Here is a 17,437-nt window from a genome sequence, read left to right as displayed (position 1 = left end):
TACGCCGGGAACCGCCACAACATCGGGTTCATGGTGGCCGATCTGCTGGCGGAGCGGATCGGCGGGAAGTTCAAGGCGCACAAGGCGCGGGCCCAGGTGGTCGAGGGCCGCATCGGTCCGCCGGGGCCGGCCAACCGCCGGGTGGTGCTCGCCAAGCCGATGTCGTTCATGAACCTGTCGGGCGGGCCGGTGACGGCCCTGCGGGACTTCTACAAGGTGCCGCTGGAGCGGATCGTCGCGGTCCACGACGAGCTGGACATCGACTACCCGACGCTGCGCCTGAAGCTGGGCGGCGGGGACAACGGGCACAACGGCCTGAAGTCGATGACGAAGTCGATGGGTGCGGACTACCACCGGGTGCGGTGCGGCATCGGGCGGCCTCCGGGCCGGATGCAGGTCGCGGACTTCGTGCTGAAGGACTTCTCCTCCACGGAGCGCAAGGAGCTGGACTGGTTCGTGGACCGGGCGGCGGACGCCGTGGAGTGCCTGGTCTCGGAGGGTCTGGAGCGCGCGCAGTCGGCGTACAACTCCTGAGGTCCGCGCGTCGTCGTACGGGAGCCCCCGCACCGGTCGGTGCGGGGGCTCCCGTGCGTGGTGGTGCGGGCCGGGTCAGCCGGTGTTGCGCAGGCCGGCGGCGACGCCGTTGACGGTGAGGAGCAGGGCCCGGGACAGGAGCGGGTCGGCTTCCTCGCCGCGGGCGGCGGCGGCGCGCTGGCGGGCCAGGAGGGAGACCTGGAGGTAGGAGATCGGGTCGAGGTAGGCGTCGCGCACGGCGAAGGTCTGCTGGAGCACCGGGTGGGAGTCGAGGAGCTTCTCGCCCCCGGTGATGCGCAGGACCTCGCGGACGGTGAGCTCGTGCTCGGCCTCGATACGGGCGAAGACGTGCTTGAGGTGGTCGGGGACGAGGGTGTCGACGTAGTGGCGGGCGATCCGCAGGTCGGTCTTGGCCAGGGTCATCTCGACGTTGGACAGGAAGTTGCGGAAGAAGTGCCAGCGCTCGCCCATCTCGGTGAGGGCGTCCTCGTGGCCGGCCTCGCGCAGGGCCTTGAGCCCGGAGCCGACGCCGTACCAGCCGGGGACGATCTGGCGGGACTGGGTCCAGCCGAAGACCCAGGGGATGGCGCGCAGGCCGTCGAGGCCGGCTCCGGAGTCGGGGCGGCGGGAGGGCCGGGAGCCGAGGTGGAGGTCGGCGAGCTGGTCGACGGGGGTGGCGGCGAAGAAGTAGGCGGGCAGGTCGGGGTCCTCGACGAGCTCGCGGTAGGCGGCGTGGGCGGCGTCGGAGACGGTGTCCATGGCCGCGTCCCAGCGGGCGAGGGCCTCGTCGGACTGGCGGGGCGCGGTGTGCAGGGCGGAGGCCTGCAGGGTGGCGGCGACGGTCAGTTCGAGGTTCTCGCGGGCGAGGGAGGGGACGAGGTACTTGTCGGAGATGACCTCGCCCTGTTCGGTGACCTTGATCTCGCCTTCGAGGGTGCCCCAGGGCTGGGCGAGGATCGCGTCGTGGGAGGGGCCGCCGCCGCGGCCGACGGTGCCGCCGCGGCCGTGGAAGAGGCGCAGGCGCACCCCGTAGCGGTGGGCGACGTCGCGCAGACGGCGCTGGGCGCGGTGGATCTCCCACTGGCTGGTGGTGATGCCGCCGAACTTGGAGGAGTCGGAGTAGCCGAGCATGACCTCCTGGACATCGCCGCGGAGGGAGACCAGGCGCCGGTAGGAGGGGTCGGCGAGCATCTCGTCGAGGATGACGTCGGCGGCGCGGAGCTCGTCGGTGGTCTCCAGGAGCGGGACGATGCCGATCTTGGCCCACCCGGCGTGGAGGTCGAGGAGGCCGGCCTCGCGGGCGAGGACGGCGGCCGCGAAGACGTCGTCGGCGCCCTGGCACATCGAGATGATGTAGGACTCGATGACCTCGGGGCCGAACTTCTCGAAGGCGTCCTTGACGGCGGCGAAGACGCCGAGGGTCTTGGCGCCGGCCGCGTCGAGCGGGGCCGGGGTGGGGGCCAGCGGGCGGCGGGAGCGCAGCTCCTTGGCCAGGAGCTTCTGGCGGTAGTCGCGCGGCATGTCGGCGTAGCGCCAGGATTCCTCGCCGAGGCGGTCGAAGAGCTGGCCGAGGGCGTGGTGGTGGGCGTCGGCGTGCTCGCGTACGTCCATGGTGGCGAGCTGCAGGCCGAAGGCGCCGAGGGTGCGGATGGTGCGGTCCATGTGGCCGTCCGCGAAGAGGCCGCCGCGGTGCTCGCGCAGGGAGGTCTGGATGAGGGTGAGGTCGGTGAGGAACTCGGCGGTGCCGAGGTAGTCGCGGCCTTCCTCGTGGGGGATGCCGCGGGCGAGGCGCTCGCGGGTGTTGAGGAGCTTCTGGCGGATGCAGGTGGCCTTGAGCCGGTAGGGCTCTTCCGCGTTGAGCCGCTTGTAGCGGGGGCTGATCTCGGGGAGGCGTTCGAGGTCGGCCTGGAGGGAGGCGAGGAGTTCCTCGGTGGCTCCGGTGTAGCGGATGGAGTTCGACAGCAGGCTGCGCAGGAAGTCGACGAGTTCGAGGGCGTCGGTGATGCCGTGCTCGTGCTGGAGGATCAGCACGTCGCGGGTGACGTCGGGGGTGACGTTGGGGTTGCCGTCGCGGTCGCCGCCGATCCAGGTGCCGAAGGTGAGGGGGCGGGTGCCGGCGGGCAGTTCGACGCCGACGCGGCGCAGTTCGGCGGCGAGGTCCTCCAGTACGTCGCCGACGGCGCCGGCGTGGAGTTCGTCGAGGTAGTAGATGGCGTTGCGGGCCTCGTCGGCGGGCTCGGGGCGGACGACGCGCAGTTCGTCGGTCTGCCAGACGAGGTCGATGTTCTCGGCGAGGCGGAGGTCGTGGCGGCGGCGGTCGCCGGCGCCGGTGACGGGCTCCTCCAGGAGGGCCGCGATGCGGCGCAGCTTGTTGAGGACGCTGCGGCGGGCCGCCTCGGTGGGGTGCGCGGTGAAGACGGGGCGGACGTTGAGGTTCTTGACCGTCTCGCGCAGGTGCTCGGGGTCGGCGTCCTTGAGCATGTCGGCGGTGCGGGCGAGGAGCCCGCCCTCGCTGGCGCGGTGGGCGCGCAGTTCCTTGCCGCGGTGCACCTGCTCGGTGATGTTGGCGAGGTGGAAGTAGGTGGAGAAGGCCCGTACGAGCTTGCCTGCGGTCTCCAGGTCGGTGTCGCCGAGGAGGGCGGCGGCGGCTTCGCCGTCGGTACGGGTGAGGGCGCGGACGCGTTCGACGAGGTCGAGCAGGTCCTGGCCCTCCTGGCGTACGAGGGTCTCCCCGAGGAGGTCGCCGAGGCGGCGGATGTCCGCGCGCAGTTCCGCGTTGGCGGTGGCTTCCGGGGTGGCGGGGGCCTGCTGGGTGGCCAGGGGGGCCTTGTCAGCACTGCTCACAGGTGCGGCTCCTTGCAGTGTTCGAGCGCTACTGGGCGGTGGGCTCCCGGCCGTGCGCGGCGTGGACCCTTCGGACTGGCGTCCGGGGGACCGCCGCTCCTGAGGTGTGGCTCGGGCTGCCCGTGCGGACCGCGCTGTCCGACGGGGACCAGGATAGGTGTCCCATGCCCGTGCCTGGGCAAACGTCTCACAGGCCGAGTCGCCGGGCGTCCCGTGGCCGGTGGCGGGTGGGGCGTGCTCCGGTTGTCGTGGCCGTGCTCCTCTTGTCCCGGGCCCCGGCTGCGCCATACTTACGATGCCGTAGGTTACGGACCCGTAGGGTCCGGTGTCCGGCGAGCCCTCCTACTTCCCTCACCCCCAGGGGACACCCATGACCACCAGTCCCGATCTGATCGAGGGTGCCTCCGCGCCCTCCGAGAATCCTGTGCCGTCCGCGACGCTGGGCGGCGAGAACAAGCGGTCGATCGAGCAGGTCGCCCTGCTGCTGTTCATCACCGTCCCCTTCGTGGCACTGCTGGCGGCGGTGCCGCTGGCCTGGGGCTGGGGAGTGAGCTGGCTGGACCTGGGCCTGATGGTGTTCATGTACTTCCTGGCCTGCCACGGGATCACCATCGGTTTCCACCGCTACTTCACGCACGGTTCCTTCAAGGCGAAGCGGCCGCTGCGGATCGTGCTCGCGGTGATGGGTTCGATGGCGGTGGAGGGTCCGCTGGTGCGGTGGGTGGCCGACCACCGCAAGCACCACAAGTTCTCGGACCACGAGGGTGACCCGCATTCGCCGTGGCGGTTCGGCGAGACGGTGCCGGCGCTGATGAAGGGCCTGTGGTGGGCGCACATCGGCTGGCTGTTCGACGAGGAGCAGACCGATCAGCAGAAGTACGCCCCGGACCTGATCAAGGATCCGGCGATCCGGCGCATCTCGCGGGACTTCATCTGGTGGACGATCTTCTCGCTGGCGGTACCGCCGCTGGTGGGCGGTCTGGTGACGATGTCGTGGTGGGGGGCTTTCACGGCGTTCTTCTGGGGTTCCCTGGTGCGGGTGGCGCTGTTGCACCACGTGACGTGGTCGATCAATTCGATCTGTCACGCGGTGGGCAAGCGGCCCTTCAAGTCCCGGGACCGGTCGGGGAACGTGTGGTGGCTGGCGGTGCTGTCGTGCGGTGAGTCGTGGCACAACCTGCACCACGCGGATCCGACGTCGGCGCGGCACGGCGTGCTGCGCGGGCAGGTGGATTCGAGTGCGCGGCTGATCCGCTGGTTCGAGCAGCTGGGCTGGGCCACGGACGTGCGCTGGCCGTCGGCCTCCCGGATCGATGCCCGACGCAGGGAAAACGGGCCGAACCCGGCATGATGGGGGACGTGGCGATCGACGGTGGTTCCAGCAGCGACAAGCCCAGGCGTGGCCGCCGGGTCCGGATGACGGGCGCGGAGCGGCGCCAGCAATTGCTGGACATCGGCCGGACCCTGTTCGCGGAGAAGGGCTTCGAGGGCACCTCGGTGGAGGAGATCGCGGCGAAGGCCGGGGTGTCCAAGCCGGTGGTGTACGAGCACTTCGGCGGCAAGGAGGGGCTGTACGCGGTCGTGGTGGACCGGGAGATGCGCCAGTTGCTGGACGGGGTGACGGGTGCGCTGACGGCCGGGCACCCGCGGGAGCTGCTGGAGCAGGCCGCCTTCGCGCTGCTGGACTACATCGAGTCGTACACGGACGGTTTCCGGATCCTGGTGCGGGACTCCCCGGTCGCGCAGTCGACGGGGACGTTCGCGTCGCTGATCAGTGACATCGCCACGCAGGTGGAGGACATCCTGGGGCTGGAGTTCAAGGCCCGGGGCTTCGATCCGAAGCTGGCCCCGCTGTACGCGCAGGCGCTGGTCGGGATGGTGGCGCTGACGGGGCAGTGGTGGCTGGACGTGCGCAGGCCCAAGAAGGCCGAGGTGGCGGCGCACCTGGTGAACCTGGCGTGGCACGGGCTGGACGGTCTGGAGTCGAAGCCGCAGCTGGTGGGCCGCCGCAAGAGCTGATGTCCCGCGACACGACGGCGCCCCGCCACCGGAACACCGGTGGCGGGGCGCCGTCGTGTCGTGCGGGGCCGCGGCGGGGCGGGGCTCAGGCGTCCGCGTCGACGGGTTCCAGGAACTCCAGCCGGTTGCCGACGGGGTCCTCGGAGTAGAAGCGGCGGTGGCCCGGGAGGTTCTCGTCCCAGACGACCTCGGCGCCCCGCTCCCGGAGTCTCTGCGCGTACGCCTCGATGCCGGTGACCCGCAGCCCGGGGTGCGCCTTGCGGGCGGGCCGGAAGTCGTCCTCGACGCCGAGGTGCAGTTGCACGGGTCCGGCGGCGAACCAGCAGCCTCCGCGGGCGGCGAGGACGGGCGGTTTGGGGATCTCGGTCATGCCCAGGACGCCGGTGTAGTAGGCGCGGAGCCGGTCCTCGGAGTCGGGCGGCGCGGCGAGTTGGACGTGGTCGACTGCGGTGAGCACGGTCAGGCCTCCTTGCGGGCCACGGCGAAGATCCTTCGGAACGGGAAGACGGTTCCGCGCGGCCCGCTCGGGTAGGCCGTGCGCAGCCGGTCGCGGTATTCGGCGAGGAAGGCGTCGACGGCCTCCCGGTCGTCGCCGAGGGCGGTGAGGACGGGCCGCAGGGCGGTGCCCTTGACCCAGTCGAGCACGGGGTCGGGCCCTTGCAGGAGCTGGTGGTAGGTGGTCTCCCAGACGTCGGCCTCGCAGCCGAGCGCGGTGAACCGGGCGAGGTATTCGGCGGGTTCGAGAAGGTGGATGTAGCGGGCGCCGTGGCCGGCGAGCCGGGAGCGCCAGCGCGGGGTGTCGCAGAGTTCCGCGAGCAGGGCGTGGCTGGGGGCGGTGAAGTTGCCGGGGATCTGGAAGGCGAAGGTGCCGCCGGGGCGCAGGCCGTTGATCCAGGCGCCGAAGGAGCCGGGGTGGCCGGGGACCCACTGGAGGGCGGCGTTGGAGACGATCAGGTCGTAGGGCTCCTCCGGGAGCCAGCCGGCGATGTCCCCGTGGCGGAAGTCGAGGCTGCCGCCGCCGGCGGTGGGGCCGGCGTACTGCTCGGTGGCCCGCCGGAGCATCTCGGGCGAGAGGTCGAAGCCGGTGATGGCGGCCTCGGGCCAGCGGGTGGTGAGCAGTTCGGTGACGTTGCCGGGGCCGCAGCCGAGGTCCGCGATGCGGGCGGGCCGGTTGGGGAGCTCGGGTATGCGGGTGAGCAGGTCGAGGAAGGGCCGTGTGCGGTGGCCCGCGTGCCGGAGGTACTGCTGGGGGTCCCAGGTGGGTGCGGAGGGCGCGGTGGACGTGGGGGTCCCTGCACGCTCGGTATCGGAATACATGTTCGAGCCTCCCTGCTGGCGGGGCGGTCGGAAGCGGAATCTGTTCCGGCCCCCTCCATGCCCCATGCTCACTCCGTTTATATCTCGATGTCAAGATACTTGTGATCGAGATACTCGGGATGAAGAGACTTCACATCGACAGACCCCTTACACTGATCGGCATGGAGGACGAGGTCGACCGACTGGTGGCGGCATGGCGGCGGGAGCGCCCTGACCTCGACGTGGAACCGCTCGAGGTACTGAGCCGCGTCAGCAGGCTCGCGCGCCATCTCGACCGCGCCCGCAGGCTGGCCTTCTCCGAGCACGGCCTGGAGCCCTGGGAGTTCGACGTCCTGACGTCGCTGCGCCGCGCCGGCGCCCCCTACCAGCTCTCCCCCGGCCAGCTGTTGACCCAGACGCTGGTCACCTCCGGCACCATGACCAACCGCATCGACCGGCTCGCCAAGAAGGGCCTCGTCGAACGGCTCCCCGACCCCAGCGACCGCCGGGGCGTCCTGGTCCGACTGACCCCAGAGGGCCGGGACCGCGCCGACCAGGCCCTCGCCGGGCTGCTGGCCCAGGAACGGGCGATCCTGGCCCAGCTCTCGCAGAGTCAGCGCGGCGATCTCGCCGGGCTGCTACGCCAGTTGACCGCTCCGTTCGACAACATCCCCGGCTAGGTCGGCGGGTCGTACGCCGGCCCGCCGGGCCAGCGCCACCGCGGCCAGCGTGGAGTGCACGCCGAGCTTGCCCAGCACGTTCTGCATGTGGGTGCGGACCGTGTGCGGCGACAGGAACAGGCGCGCCGCCACGTCCTTGCGGCCCAGCCCCGCCACCATGCAGCGCAGCACCTCGTGCTCGCGCGGGGTCAGGGACTCCACGAGCCGTTCGCTGTCGGTGCGGTGCTTGCGCGCCGCGGTGAGCTCCCGGAGCACCCCGGTGAGCAGCGCGGGCGGCAGGTGGGTCTCCTCCCGCAGGACCCCGCGGATGACGGCCAGCAGGCGCGAGAGCGAGCAGTCCTTGGCCACCCAGCCGGAGGCCCCTGCCTGCAGGGCGAGAGCGGCCCGGCGCGGGTCGTCGCGCTCGGCGAGGACGACGGTGCGGACCCCGGGATGGGCCACCCGCACCCCGGCCACCAGCGCGATCCCGTCCGCGCCGGACGGGGGCGGCCCGGCCCCGTGCTCCCGCTGGGCGGGCACGGCCCCGGCGACCGTGCCGAGGTCGGCGTCGACCAGCAGGACGTCGAAGCGGCGGCCCTCGGCCACCGCGCGTTCGAGGCAGCGCAGCGCGGCGGGGCCGCTGCCGGCCGCGGACACGTCCACGTCCGGCTCGGCCGCGAGCGCGGCTGCGAGCGATTCGGCGAAGATGCGGTGATCGTCGACGACGAGAACCCGGATACGAACCACAAAACCCCCAAGGGTAGGGGAACGGACGACGGCGGGTACGGCGCCAGGACCGGGTGATCCGCAGCCCCCGGCCGCCGCCGAGACATATCTGCACTACCCCGGACCGGACGCCGTACCCGACTTGTCTCGACCCCTGAATCAACACCGGCCCCCACCGGTGTCACGCATCAGCGTAGGGCCGGGCACGGCTCGCGGTTGGCCGAATAGCAGAAGTTTTCCCCGCGGATTTCAGGAGCACGCGTTCCGAAGGGCCTCGGCCGTGGCTTGAAATCGCCGCAATCGGGGACTGTGGGACGTCTTACGCGCGGGCGCGTGCCATCGGCAGTTGCACGGGGGGCATTTCACCCGGCGTGTGCACGCCGGGCGCCCGCGCGCAGCGCCCGTCCGCAGCGCATGGCCCCGGCACACGCGCCCCCGTTGAGCACCTGCCGGTCCGGGCGCGCCCCCGAGACCCGACGGAACCGCTGCACGGGCGAGTGAGCCGAAGGGGCGCACCGGGGAGTGGGGCCGAGCGCGCGGAGGAAAGGCGAGGAACGAGGCTTTCCGAGCACGTACGGCCCCACGAGCCGGCAACAGGCGCCCCGGAGGCGAAGGATCCCTACGAACCAGCGTGGGTGCGGGCGAAGTTCCACGCGTCCTGGATGATGCCGGTCAGGTCCGAGCGGTTCGGGGTCCAGCCGAGGCGCTCGTGGGCCGTGCGGGCGGAGGCGACCAGCATGGCCGGGTCGCCGGCCCGGCGCGGGGCGACGACCTCGGGGATCTCGCGGCCGGTGACCTTGCGGACGGTCTCGATGACCTCGCGCACCGAGAATCCGCTGCCGTTGCCGAGGTTGCAGATCAGGTGCTCCCCGCCGGTGGCGGCGCGCAGGGCCGCCAGGTGGGCCTCCGCGAGGTCGGCCACGTGGATGTAGTCGCGCACGCAGGTGCCGTCCGGGGTCGGGTAGTCCTCGCCGAACACCGAGATCGACTCGCGCTCGCCCAGCGCGACCTGGAGGACCAGCGGGATCAGGTGCGTCTCGGGGCTGTGTCGCTCGCCGAACTCGCCGTAGGCGCCGGCCACGTTGAAGTAGCGCAGGGACACCGCGGCCAGGCCGTGCGCCACGCACTCCCCCGCGATCATGTGGTCGACGGCGAGCTTGGAGGCGCCGTACGGGTTGGTCGGCGCGGTCACCGAGGCCTCGGTGAGCAGGCCCTCGGTCGGCTCGCCGTAGGTGGCGGCGGTGGAGGAGAAGACGAGGCGGCGCACGCCGGCCTCGCGCATCGCGGCCAGCAGGGCGAGGGTGCCGCCGACGTTGTTCTCCCAGTACTTGCCCGGGTTCACGACGGACTCGCCGACCTGCGAGGAGGCGGCGAAGTGCAGCACCGCGTCGTAGGAGGGGTCGATGTGGCGGGCGGCGTCCTGGATCCGGCCCTCGACGAACGCGGCGCCCGCGGGGACGCCGACGCGGAAGCCGGTGCTGAGGTCGTCGAGGACGGTGACCTCGTGGCCGGCCTCCAGGAGGTGGGCCGCGACCACGCTGCCGACGTATCCGGCGCCACCGGTTACCAGGTACTTGCTCACTCGCCTACTGCCTCTCGCGGGGGACCACGCGCGTGTGGGTGCGCGTGCTTGGGCACTGGCTTACCCGATGCGGAGCCCGCGGGGGAAATCGGCGGCCCCCGGCCGCCGCCCGGTCAGCCCTGTGCCGCGGCGGACGACGTCCCGGGCAGGGCCCGGTCGAGCAGGCCGGTACGGGCGGCCAGCGCGGCCGCCTCCAGCCGCGAGCCGACGCCCAGCTTCATCAGGACCCGCTGCACGTGCGTACGGGCGGTGCTCGGCGCGATGGCCATGCCGGCGGCGATCAGCCGGGTGTCCTCGCCCTCGGCGACCCGCACCAGCACCTCCACCTCGCGCGGGGTGAGCAGCCGCAGCAGCCGGCCCGCTTCGTCGTCGGGCTGGACGGCGGGGTTCAGGAGCTCGGCGAAGGCCCCCTGGAGCAGTTGCGGGGCGATCGCCGCCTCTCCCGCCCTCGCTTTGGCGAGCGCCCGCTCCACGCCCTCGATGCGCTCGTCCTGGCGTACGTAGCCGCAGGCGCCGGCGGCGAAGGCGGCGGCGATCCCGCGCGGGCTGGGCACCGGGCCGAGGACGACCACGGCGATCTGCGGGCGCTCCCGCTTGATGCGGACGACGGGCTCGAAGACGCCGGGTTCGGCGGGGGTGGCGGTGCCGAGGAGGCAGACCTCCGGGGCGCGGCTGATGACGAGCTCGGCGGCGCCGGCCGCCGGGGCCGCGGCCGCCAGTACCCGGTGGCCGCGCAGTTTCAGGGCAGAGGCCAGTGCCTCGGCCAGCAGCCGGTGGTCGTCGACCACCACGACGCGTACGCCCATTGAGGAACCCACCCCCCATCCTTCTGACCCGGCAAGCTACACGCTTGTTCGACGGCGCGAGGGGGATACCGCGCAGAAGCCCCCGATCGGTGCGGACCGTTCGGGGGCTTCGGGCGGCGGTGCCGTGCGGGTCAGCTCGCGGTGAACGAGACGAACAGGTACTCCGGGTCGGTCGAGTACGGCTTGCTGACGTTCTGCTTGGACAGGAAGAGCTTGCCGCCCCGGTAGCGCAGCTCGGAGGAGAACTCGGGCGAGAAGGAGGTCTCGGCGCGCCGGACGTCCTTGTCGGCCGGGTTCTCCATGAGGAGGGTCTCCTTCATCGTCTTGCCGTCGATGCTGACGATCTGGCCGCCCTTGTCGTACGGGGGGACCTTGTAGGCGATGATGTTCGACCCGTCCATGCGCAGCGGGTACATGGTGTACCGCTCGCCGGCGTCGGCGCGGTCGGTGGTCTGCTTGCCGGTCTCCAGGTCGAAGGAGAGCAGCTCGTTGGTGCGGCCGGTGGGCGACTGGCCCTGGTGCTCGGCGGAGGGCACGTAGATCTTGCCGTTGCCGACGACCATGTTCGAGCACTTCTCCACGTCGGTGGAGGCGCACTTGGCGGCGAAGGTGCCGGCGGCGAGCGGGATGCGCGCCTTCAGCTCGCCCTTGGGGTCGACGACGAACAGGTCGCTGACGCCCTTGCCGCCCTTGGCGTTGTCGCCGACGTCGGCGGCCACCACGAAGGGCTTGGTGGAGACGATGTGTGCGTACTCGATGCCCTGGGAGAGCTTGTACGAGGCCGTGGGCGCGCCGGTGGCCGGGTCGAGGATCTGCGCGTTCAGGGTGTAGTTGGGGTGCTGGCCGCACTTGCGGATGACGCCGAGGGCCTCGCCGCCGGCGTAGCCGGTGTCGCGGCAGCTCTCGCCGTCGACCTTGGGCTGCCAGAGGTTCTTGCCGTCGGTGAGGTTCCAGGCGGCGCCGCCGCCGGAGACGCCGGCCGCGGCGACGGTCTTGCCGCTGAGGGTGACCTCGGAGAACTGGACGGGCTTGTCGCCGCCGTTGGCGCTCTTGACGTTGCCGGACCAGGCGAGCTTGCCGGCCTCCAGGTCGATGACGCCGACCTCGGTGCACGGCGGGTACTTGTTCTCCGGCGTGGACTGGGCGGGCCGGAAGAGGATCGCGGTCTTGTTCTCGCTGACGTGGTGCGTGGCGCCGCAGACCTCGCCCGCGAGGGGGACCTCCCACTTCTTGCCGCCGTCGACGAGGTTGTAGCCGACGACCTTCGACACGTCGGACTTGACGTAGGTGGTGTCGGTCAGCCAGGAGCCGTTGACGGACACGATGTCGGTGACGGTGGGGGCCGGCTGGTTGAAGAGGGTCTTCGACTTGGGGTTGCCGGGGACCTTCTCGGTGCCGGGCGCGGAGGCCTGGTTCTTGTCGCCGCCCGGGGAGGCGCTGGGGTCGCTCTGCGCGGTGGTCCCGCCGCCGCCGTCGCCGGAGGCGTACCAGAGGCCGCCGCCGACGATGAGGACGATGGCCAGGAGGGCCGCGCCGACGATCATCAGCTGGGTGCGCTTGTCACCGCCGCCACCGCCGGCCGGGGGCTGGGCGGGGGGCAGGGGTGCGCCGTACTGCGCGGGCCCGGCCGGCTGCTGCTGCTGCGGGTATCCGTAGCCGGGGTCGGCCTGCGGGTAGCCGTACGCGGGCTGCCCGGCGGGCGGCTGCGGGGCGGCGGCGGGCGGTCCGGGCGGCGGCGACGGCGGTCCGGCGGGCGGCGTGGGCGCTCCGAACCCGCCCGGCGGGGGATCCTGCGGCGCTCCGAAGCCGCCGGACGGCGGCTGGCTGGGGGGCGGCGGGGTACTCATCGGTTGCTGTTGCCTCTCGGTGGACGGCGCGTGGGGCGGCTCGTGGGGCGGCTCGTGGGGCGGCTCGTGGGGCGGGGGGTCACTTTCCGAAGACCATCAGGAGCTTCTCGTCCTTGTCCTGGGCGAGCAGCCGGGTCGTGGAGATGAAGAAGCGCCCGTCGGAGTAGTCGACGTCCGGGGAGTAGAAGGAGCTCTCGATCGGCGCGGAGGGGCCCGACGGGTGGCGCAGGAGGGCGGTGGGGGTGCTGCCGTCGGCGGGGATCGAGACGACCTCGCCGCCCTGGTTGGTCTCGGCCTTGCGGTAGGCGATCAGCTGCCCGTTCGCGGCCTTGAGCGGCTCCAGGGTGCGGCCCTCGCCCGCCGGCACGCGCCACTTGGCCTTGCCGGTGTTCAGGTCGAAGGCGACGATCTCGTTGGCCTTGCCGAGGCCCGCCTTGGTGGGCAGGTAGAGGGTGCCCGCGTCGACGACGGCGGTGGCGCAGCCCTGCAGGGAGTCGTCGTGGCTCACGCTGCACTCGGTCGAGAACGTGCCCTCGCCGGAGAGCGTCGTGCGCTGCTTGCCGTCGGGGCCGAGGACCACGATGGAGTTCTCCTTCGTGGTGGCGTTCGTGAGGTGGAGGACGATCGGGTCGACGCCGTAGACGCGTCCGACCTTCCAGCCCTTGGGGAGCCGGTAGGTCCACGTCTTCTTGCCGGTGGCCGGGTCCGCGTCCTGGACCTCCACGGTCATGTCGGCGTCGTTGCAGGTGGCGACGCCGATCAGCTTGCCGTTGCCGGCGGCGTAGGCGCCGGGCACGCAGCCCTCGGAGGGGCTGCCGAAGATCTTCTCGCCGGTGCTGATCCGGAAGGCGGTGGCGCGGGTGAGCCGGTTGACGGTGACGATGTCACCGGTCATGGCCAGGCTGGGGTCGATGAACATGTCGAAGGCGCTCTCCTTCGGCACCTCCTTCGACCAGCCCTCCTTGCCCGCCTTGAGGTCGACCATGCGGATCTGGTTGCAGTTGGCGGTCTCCGAGGGGCCGTCCTCGTACATGACGACGGTCTTGCCGTCATCGGTGGTCCGCTTGGTCACGCCGCAGACATCGGCGGGGAAGGTGATCGTCCACTTCTCCTTGCCGTCGGCTGCCGAGAAGCCCTGGATCGTCTTTCCGACGGTCTTGGCCACGGTGTCGCCCACGACCCACTGTCCGTGGGTGGCCACGCCGGCGCCCGGACCGTCGACCTTGGTGGTCTTGAGCCAGAGGGCCTTGTCCTCGCCCTGCTTGCGGCCCGCGTTGAGGTCGGTCTGCTGGTTGCCGCCGGGGCCGCTGCCGTCGCCCTTGTCCACGGACGGGGAGCCGGAGGGCTTCGCGTCGCCGGACTCCTGGGCGACGGGCTGCCCGGGGTCCTCTTCGCCCCCGCCGAAGGCGACGTAGCCGACGCCGCCCAGGACGAGGAGGGCGGCGACCGCGGCGGCGACGAGCAGCGCCGGCTTCTTCTTCGGAGGCATGCCGGGCGCACCGGGCGCGGGCGGCTGCAGGCCGTGTGCCGGGTACGCGGGGACGGTGGCCGGCTGCTGCGGGTAGGGCGGCTGCTGCCCGTGCGCGGGCTGCTGCGCGTAGGGGTTCTCGCCCTGCTGCGGGTATCCGTAGCCCTGCTGGGGCGGGCCCGGCAGGTGTCCGTAACCGGAAGGTGTCGGCGGCTGGTTCGGCGGCTGGGGCGGCTCGGTCATCAGCGCACTTTCGGCTTCGGTGGGGGCGGGGAGGATGACCTTTCTATCACTGACGGCGTTCATACAACGGACCGGTCCGCCCCCTGTTCCCAAGGGAGGACCGGCCCGTGACGCCGTCGTTATCCGCTCAGTTGGCCCCGGCGACCCGCGGGATCTAGGCCTCCTCGGCCAGCTCCAGCCAGCGCATCTCCAATTCGTCGCGGTCGGAGAGCAGTTCGCGCAGCTCCGCGTCGAGCTTGGCCACCTTGTCGTAGTCGGTGGAGTGTTCCGCGATCTGGGCGTGCAGGTTGCCCTCGCGGTCGGAGAGCTTGTTCAGCTGCCGCTCGATCTTCTGGAGCTCCTTCTTCGCGGCGCGCGCGTCACCGGAGGAGCTGGACTTGGCGGCGGCTGCGGCGGGTGCGGCGGCCGGAACGGCGGCCTCGATCATCTTCTGGCGGCGCTCCAGGTACTCGTCCAGGCCGCGCGGCAGCATCCGCAGGCTGGCGTCGCCGAGCAGCGCCATCACGGTGTCCGTGGTGCGCTCGATGAAGAACCGGTCGTGGGAGATCACGATCATCGAGCCGGGCCAGCCGTCGAGGAGGTCCTCCAGCTGGGTCAGGGTCTCGATGTCGAGGTCGTTGGTGGGCTCGTCGAGGAAGAGGACGTTGGGCTCGTCCATCAGCAGGCGCAGGATCTGCAGGCGGCGGCGCTCGCCGCCGGAGAGGTCGCCGACCGGCGTCCACTGCTTCTCCTTGGTGAAGCCGAACTGCTCGCAGAGCTGGCCGGCCGTCATCTCGCGGCCCTTGCCGAGGTCGACGCGGTCGCGGACGCGCTGGACGGCCTCCAGGACCCGCAGGGACGGGTCGAGTTCGCCGACCTCCTGGGAGAGGTAGGCCAGCTTGACGGTCTTGCCGACGATGACCTGGCCGGAGGCGGGCTGCGTCTCGCCCTGGGTGCGGGCGGCCTCGGCGAGGGCGCGCAGCAGGGAGGTCTTGCCGGCGCCGTTGACGCCGACGAGTCCGACGCGGTCGCCGGGGCCGAGGTGCCAGGTGAGGTGCTTGAGGAGGGTCTTGGGGCCGGCCTGGACGGTGACGTCTTCCAGGTCGAAGACGGTCTTGCCGAGGCGGGCGTTGGCGAAGCGCATCAGCTCGGACTTGTCGCGCGGCGGCGGGACGTCGGCGATGAGCTCGTTGGCGGCCTCGATGCGGTAGCGCGGCTTGGAGGTCCGGGCGGGGGCGCCGCGGCGCAGCCAGGCGAGCTCCTTGCGCATCAGGTTCTGCCGCTTGGTCTCCTCGGTGGCGGCGATGCGCTCGCGCTCGGCGCGGGCGAAGACGTAGTCGCTGTAGCCGCCCTCGTACTCGAAGACGTCGCCGCGCTGGACGTCCCACATGCGGGTGCAGACCTGGTCGAGGAACCAGCGGTCGTGGGTGACGCAGACGAGGGCGGAGCGGCGCGTCTGGAGGTGGCCGGCCAGCCAGGAGATGCCCTCGACGTCGAGGTGGTTGGTGGGCTCGTCGAGGATCAGGAGGTCCTGGTCGGCGATGAGGAGCTTGGCGAGGGCGATGCGGCGGCGCTCGCCGCCGGAGAGCGGGCCGATGACGGTGTCGAGGCCCTGGTTGAAGCCGGGCAGGTCGAGGCCGCCGAAGAGTCCGGTGAGGACGTCGCGGATCTTGGAGTTGCCGGCCCACTCGTGGTCGGCCATGTCGCCGATGATCTCGTGGCGGATGGTCGCCGAGGGGTCGAGCGAGTCGTGCTGGGTGAGGACGCCCATGCGCAGGCCGCCGGACTGGGTGACGCGCCCGCTGTCGGGCTCCTCCAGCTTGGCGAGCATCCGGATGAGGGTGGTCTTGCCGTCGCCGTTGCGGCCGACGACGCCGATCCTGTCTCCCTCGGACACGCCGAGGGAGATACCGTCCAGCAGGGTACGTGTGCCGTACACCTTGCTGACTGCCTCGACATTGACCAGATTGACGGCCATCAGACGCGCTCCAGGGAAAGGGTGTGGATCAGCCCCTCAGCCTAACCCTCCGGACCGGGGCGGACCGTTCCACCAGCCAGGCGCCCGCCACGGCCATGCCGATGGCCGCCGGTGCGGTGACGGGGAAGGCGATCAGGGTGGCGCTGTGGCCTTCGAGGAGGCCGCCGAGGCCGGTCATGGACAGGCCCAGGACCCCCAGCAGGCACAGGGTGATGCCGAGGGCGGCGCGGGGGCCCGCGGCCGGGACGGCGGCGGGGGCGGGGGCGGGGGTGGTGGCTGCGTCGGGTGCGGGTGCGGGGGCCTCGAAGCGGCGGAACAGCGCGACGAACCCGGCGGTCAGCGCGGCCGCGACCAGGATCCGTACGGGCACCTGCGCCCACCAGGCCGCCGTCGCGGGCTCCGGGAGGTCCATGCCGAGGGCGAGCTGGGCCCCGTACACGGCGAGCATGGCGGTGAGGTGCCAGAGGAAGGCGGTCATGGCGACGCCGTTGGCGGCGACGACCGTGCGCCAGACGCGGGGGCGCCGCAGCCAGGCGGCGGCGGGCCCGGCGGCGAGCTGTACGGCCCCGACGAGCCACAGGCCGTGGCAGAGCAGGGCCAGGGTGGGCGGGGCCATGTTGGAGACCTTCTCGCCGGGCATCCCGACCATGGACAGCGGGTACGGGCCGAGGGCGACCAGCAGTGCCGCGCCGGCGAGGCCGGCGGCGGCGAGCAGCCCGGGCCGGCTGATGCGGCCGTCGGCGCGCAGGAAGCCGAGCTGGTGGACGGCGAGCCAGACGAACGCGAAGTTCAGGAACTCCAGGTAGGGGACGCCGAACGCGAAGCGCAGTACGTCGACCAGCGCGGCCGCGCCGGCCAGTGCGGCGAAGGCCGCCCAGCCGTGGCGTTCGTGCAGCTTCAGCAGGGGCGGGGTGAAGGCGACCATCGCCAGGTAGATCCCGATGAACCACAGCGGCTGGGTGACCAGCCGCAGCGCCGCCCCGGTCAGGGTGCCGCCGCCGCGGCCCGCGAGTTGCACGGTGAGCGCGAGCGCGGCCCACACCAGGACGAAGACGAGGGTGGGCCGCAGCAGCCGGCGCAGCCGGGCCCGCAGGAAGGCGGCGTAGACGGGGCGGCCGTCGGCGCGGCGAGCCAGGGAGCGGTAGGAGAGGGCGTGCGAGAACCCGCCGACGAAGAAGAAGACGGGCATGACCTGCAGTCCCCAGGTGAGCACCTGGAGGGCGGGTACGAGGGCGAGCAGGTTCCCCATGCCGTCGCCGCTGACGGCGGCCATCAGCCAGTGTCCGGCGATGACGGTGCCGAGAGAGGCGACGCGCAGCAGGTCGACGTACCGGTCGCGGTCGTCGGGGGTGGCATCGGCCATGGCGCGCGCGCTGACTGTCATGCCCCCACGGTGTCCGCCCCCCGGCCCCCGCCGACAGGGTGCGGGTACTCACTTCCGGCCTGAGTAGGCCGG

The 17,437-nt window shown here is 72.1% G+C and carries 14 protein-coding genes; 4 read left to right on the top strand and 10 right to left on the bottom strand.

Annotation, left to right across the window (positions count from 1 at the left end; translation table 11 throughout):
• The coding region (pth, locus tag AB0O53_RS15705; protein WP_365196021.1) for an aminoacyl-tRNA hydrolase at positions 1 to 534 on the top strand (534 nt) is incomplete at its 5' end.
• A 75-nt stretch (positions 535 to 609) separates the two neighbouring features.
• Here pth and ppc read toward each other — a convergent pair.
• Positions 610 to 3,378, bottom strand: a complete 2,769-nt coding sequence (gene ppc, locus AB0O53_RS15700; protein ID WP_403138414.1) for a phosphoenolpyruvate carboxylase — start codon at positions 3,376 to 3,378, stop codon at positions 610 to 612.
• Positions 3,379 to 3,748: 370 nt separating this feature from the next.
• Between ppc and AB0O53_RS15695 the strand changes: the two genes are divergently transcribed.
• Together AB0O53_RS15695 and AB0O53_RS15690 are read left to right on the top strand one after the other, a co-directional pair.
• The gene (locus tag AB0O53_RS15695) at positions 3,749 to 4,729 is read left to right on the top strand and encodes an acyl-CoA desaturase (protein ID WP_350994264.1); all 981 of its coding nucleotides are present in this window, start codon (positions 3,749 to 3,751) and stop codon (positions 4,727 to 4,729) included.
• Positions 4,729 to 5,397, top strand: coding sequence for a TetR family transcriptional regulator (locus AB0O53_RS15690; protein WP_365196042.1), 669 nt, complete (start codon positions 4,729 to 4,731; stop codon positions 5,395 to 5,397). Before AB0O53_RS15695 ends, AB0O53_RS15690 begins: the two co-directional genes overlap by 1 nt.
• An 85-nt stretch (positions 5,398 to 5,482) precedes the next feature.
• Here AB0O53_RS15690 and AB0O53_RS15685 read toward each other — a convergent pair whose 3' ends face one another.
• On the bottom strand, positions 5,483 to 5,854 hold the full coding sequence (locus AB0O53_RS15685) for a VOC family protein (RefSeq protein ID WP_365196018.1): 372 nt from the start codon (positions 5,852 to 5,854) through the stop codon (positions 5,483 to 5,485).
• Positions 5,855 to 5,856: 2 nt separating this feature from the next.
• Positions 5,857 to 6,714, bottom strand: a complete 858-nt coding sequence (locus AB0O53_RS15680; RefSeq protein ID WP_350994268.1) for a trans-aconitate 2-methyltransferase — start codon at positions 6,712 to 6,714, stop codon at positions 5,857 to 5,859.
• Positions 6,715 to 6,875: 161 nt separating this feature from the next.
• Here AB0O53_RS15680 and AB0O53_RS15675 point away from each other — a divergent pair, with 161 nt between their 5' ends.
• Complete coding sequence (locus tag AB0O53_RS15675; RefSeq protein WP_030659599.1) at positions 6,876 to 7,373, top strand: MarR family winged helix-turn-helix transcriptional regulator; 498 nt, start codon at positions 6,876 to 6,878, stop codon at positions 7,371 to 7,373.
• On the opposite strand, the gene AB0O53_RS15670 is transcribed toward AB0O53_RS15675, so the two are convergent.
• From AB0O53_RS15670 to AB0O53_RS15640, 7 genes are all read right to left on the bottom strand, one after another.
• Positions 7,332 to 8,099 carry a LuxR C-terminal-related transcriptional regulator gene (locus AB0O53_RS15670; RefSeq protein ID WP_350994271.1) on the bottom strand — a complete coding sequence of 256 codons (768 nt, stop codon included), beginning with the start codon at positions 8,097 to 8,099 and terminating at the stop codon, positions 7,332 to 7,334. The two genes, AB0O53_RS15675 and AB0O53_RS15670, sit on opposite strands and share 42 nt — an antisense overlap.
• A 598-nt stretch (positions 8,100 to 8,697) precedes the next feature.
• The gene (gene galE, locus AB0O53_RS15665; RefSeq protein WP_350994273.1) at positions 8,698 to 9,660 is read right to left on the bottom strand and encodes a UDP-glucose 4-epimerase GalE; all 963 of its coding nucleotides are present in this window, start codon (positions 9,658 to 9,660) and stop codon (positions 8,698 to 8,700) included.
• Positions 9,661 to 9,773: 113 nt separating this feature from the next.
• Positions 9,774 to 10,466, bottom strand: coding sequence for a response regulator transcription factor (locus AB0O53_RS15660; protein ID WP_350994636.1), 693 nt, complete (start codon positions 10,464 to 10,466; stop codon positions 9,774 to 9,776).
• Positions 10,467 to 10,597: 131 nt separating this feature from the next.
• Complete coding sequence (locus AB0O53_RS15655) at positions 10,598 to 12,313, bottom strand: outer membrane protein assembly factor BamB family protein (RefSeq protein ID WP_350994275.1); 1,716 nt, start codon at positions 12,311 to 12,313, stop codon at positions 10,598 to 10,600.
• A 79-nt stretch (positions 12,314 to 12,392) separates the two neighbouring features.
• Positions 12,393 to 14,024, bottom strand: a complete 1,632-nt coding sequence (locus AB0O53_RS15650) for an outer membrane protein assembly factor BamB family protein (protein ID WP_365196014.1) — start codon at positions 14,022 to 14,024, stop codon at positions 12,393 to 12,395.
• A gap of 154 nt (positions 14,025 to 14,178) precedes the next feature.
• Positions 14,179 to 15,981: an ABC-F family ATP-binding cassette domain-containing protein gene (locus AB0O53_RS15645; RefSeq protein ID WP_350994280.1), complete on the bottom strand. Its 1,803-nt coding sequence runs from the start codon at positions 15,979 to 15,981 to the stop codon at positions 14,179 to 14,181.
• A 28-nt stretch (positions 15,982 to 16,009) separates the two neighbouring features.
• Complete coding sequence (locus tag AB0O53_RS15640; protein WP_365196011.1) at positions 16,010 to 17,365, bottom strand: acyltransferase family protein; 1,356 nt, start codon at positions 17,363 to 17,365, stop codon at positions 16,010 to 16,012.
• Positions 17,366 to 17,437: the final 72 nt, after the last annotated feature.

Source organism: Streptomyces erythrochromogenes (assembly GCF_040684695.1).
Taxonomy (GTDB): domain Bacteria; phylum Actinomycetota; class Actinomycetes; order Streptomycetales; family Streptomycetaceae; genus Streptomyces; species Streptomyces erythrochromogenes_C.
Note: the sequence above shows the minus strand (reverse complement) of the source record. Positions and strands in the feature narration are given on the sequence as shown.

Bases quoted from the DNA above. Each gene is read 5' to 3' on its own strand.
- AB0O53_RS15675 (WP_030659599.1), top strand. From the start codon at position 6,876: ATGGAGGACGAGGTCGACCGACTGGTGGCGGCATGGCGGCGGGAGCGC.
- AB0O53_RS15680 (WP_350994268.1), bottom strand. From the start codon at position 6,714: ATGTATTCCGATACCGAGCGTGCAGGGACCCCCACGTCCACCGCGCCC.
- AB0O53_RS15650 (WP_365196014.1), bottom strand. From the start codon at position 14,024: ATGACCGAGCCGCCCCAGCCGCCGAACCAGCCGCCGACACCTTCCGGT.
- AB0O53_RS15645 (WP_350994280.1), bottom strand. From the start codon at position 15,981: ATGGCCGTCAATCTGGTCAATGTCGAGGCAGTCAGCAAGGTGTACGGC.
- AB0O53_RS15660 (WP_350994636.1), bottom strand. From the start codon at position 10,466: ATGGGCGTACGCGTCGTGGTGGTCGACGACCACCGGCTGCTGGCCGAG.
- AB0O53_RS15655 (WP_350994275.1), bottom strand. From the start codon at position 12,313: ATGAGTACCCCGCCGCCCCCCAGCCAGCCGCCGTCCGGCGGCTTCGGA.
- AB0O53_RS15640 (WP_365196011.1), bottom strand. From the start codon at position 17,365: ATGACAGTCAGCGCGCGCGCCATGGCCGATGCCACCCCCGACGACCGC.
- AB0O53_RS15695 (WP_350994264.1), top strand. From the start codon at position 3,749: ATGACCACCAGTCCCGATCTGATCGAGGGTGCCTCCGCGCCCTCCGAG.
- AB0O53_RS15690 (WP_365196042.1), top strand. From the start codon at position 4,729: ATGGGGGACGTGGCGATCGACGGTGGTTCCAGCAGCGACAAGCCCAGG.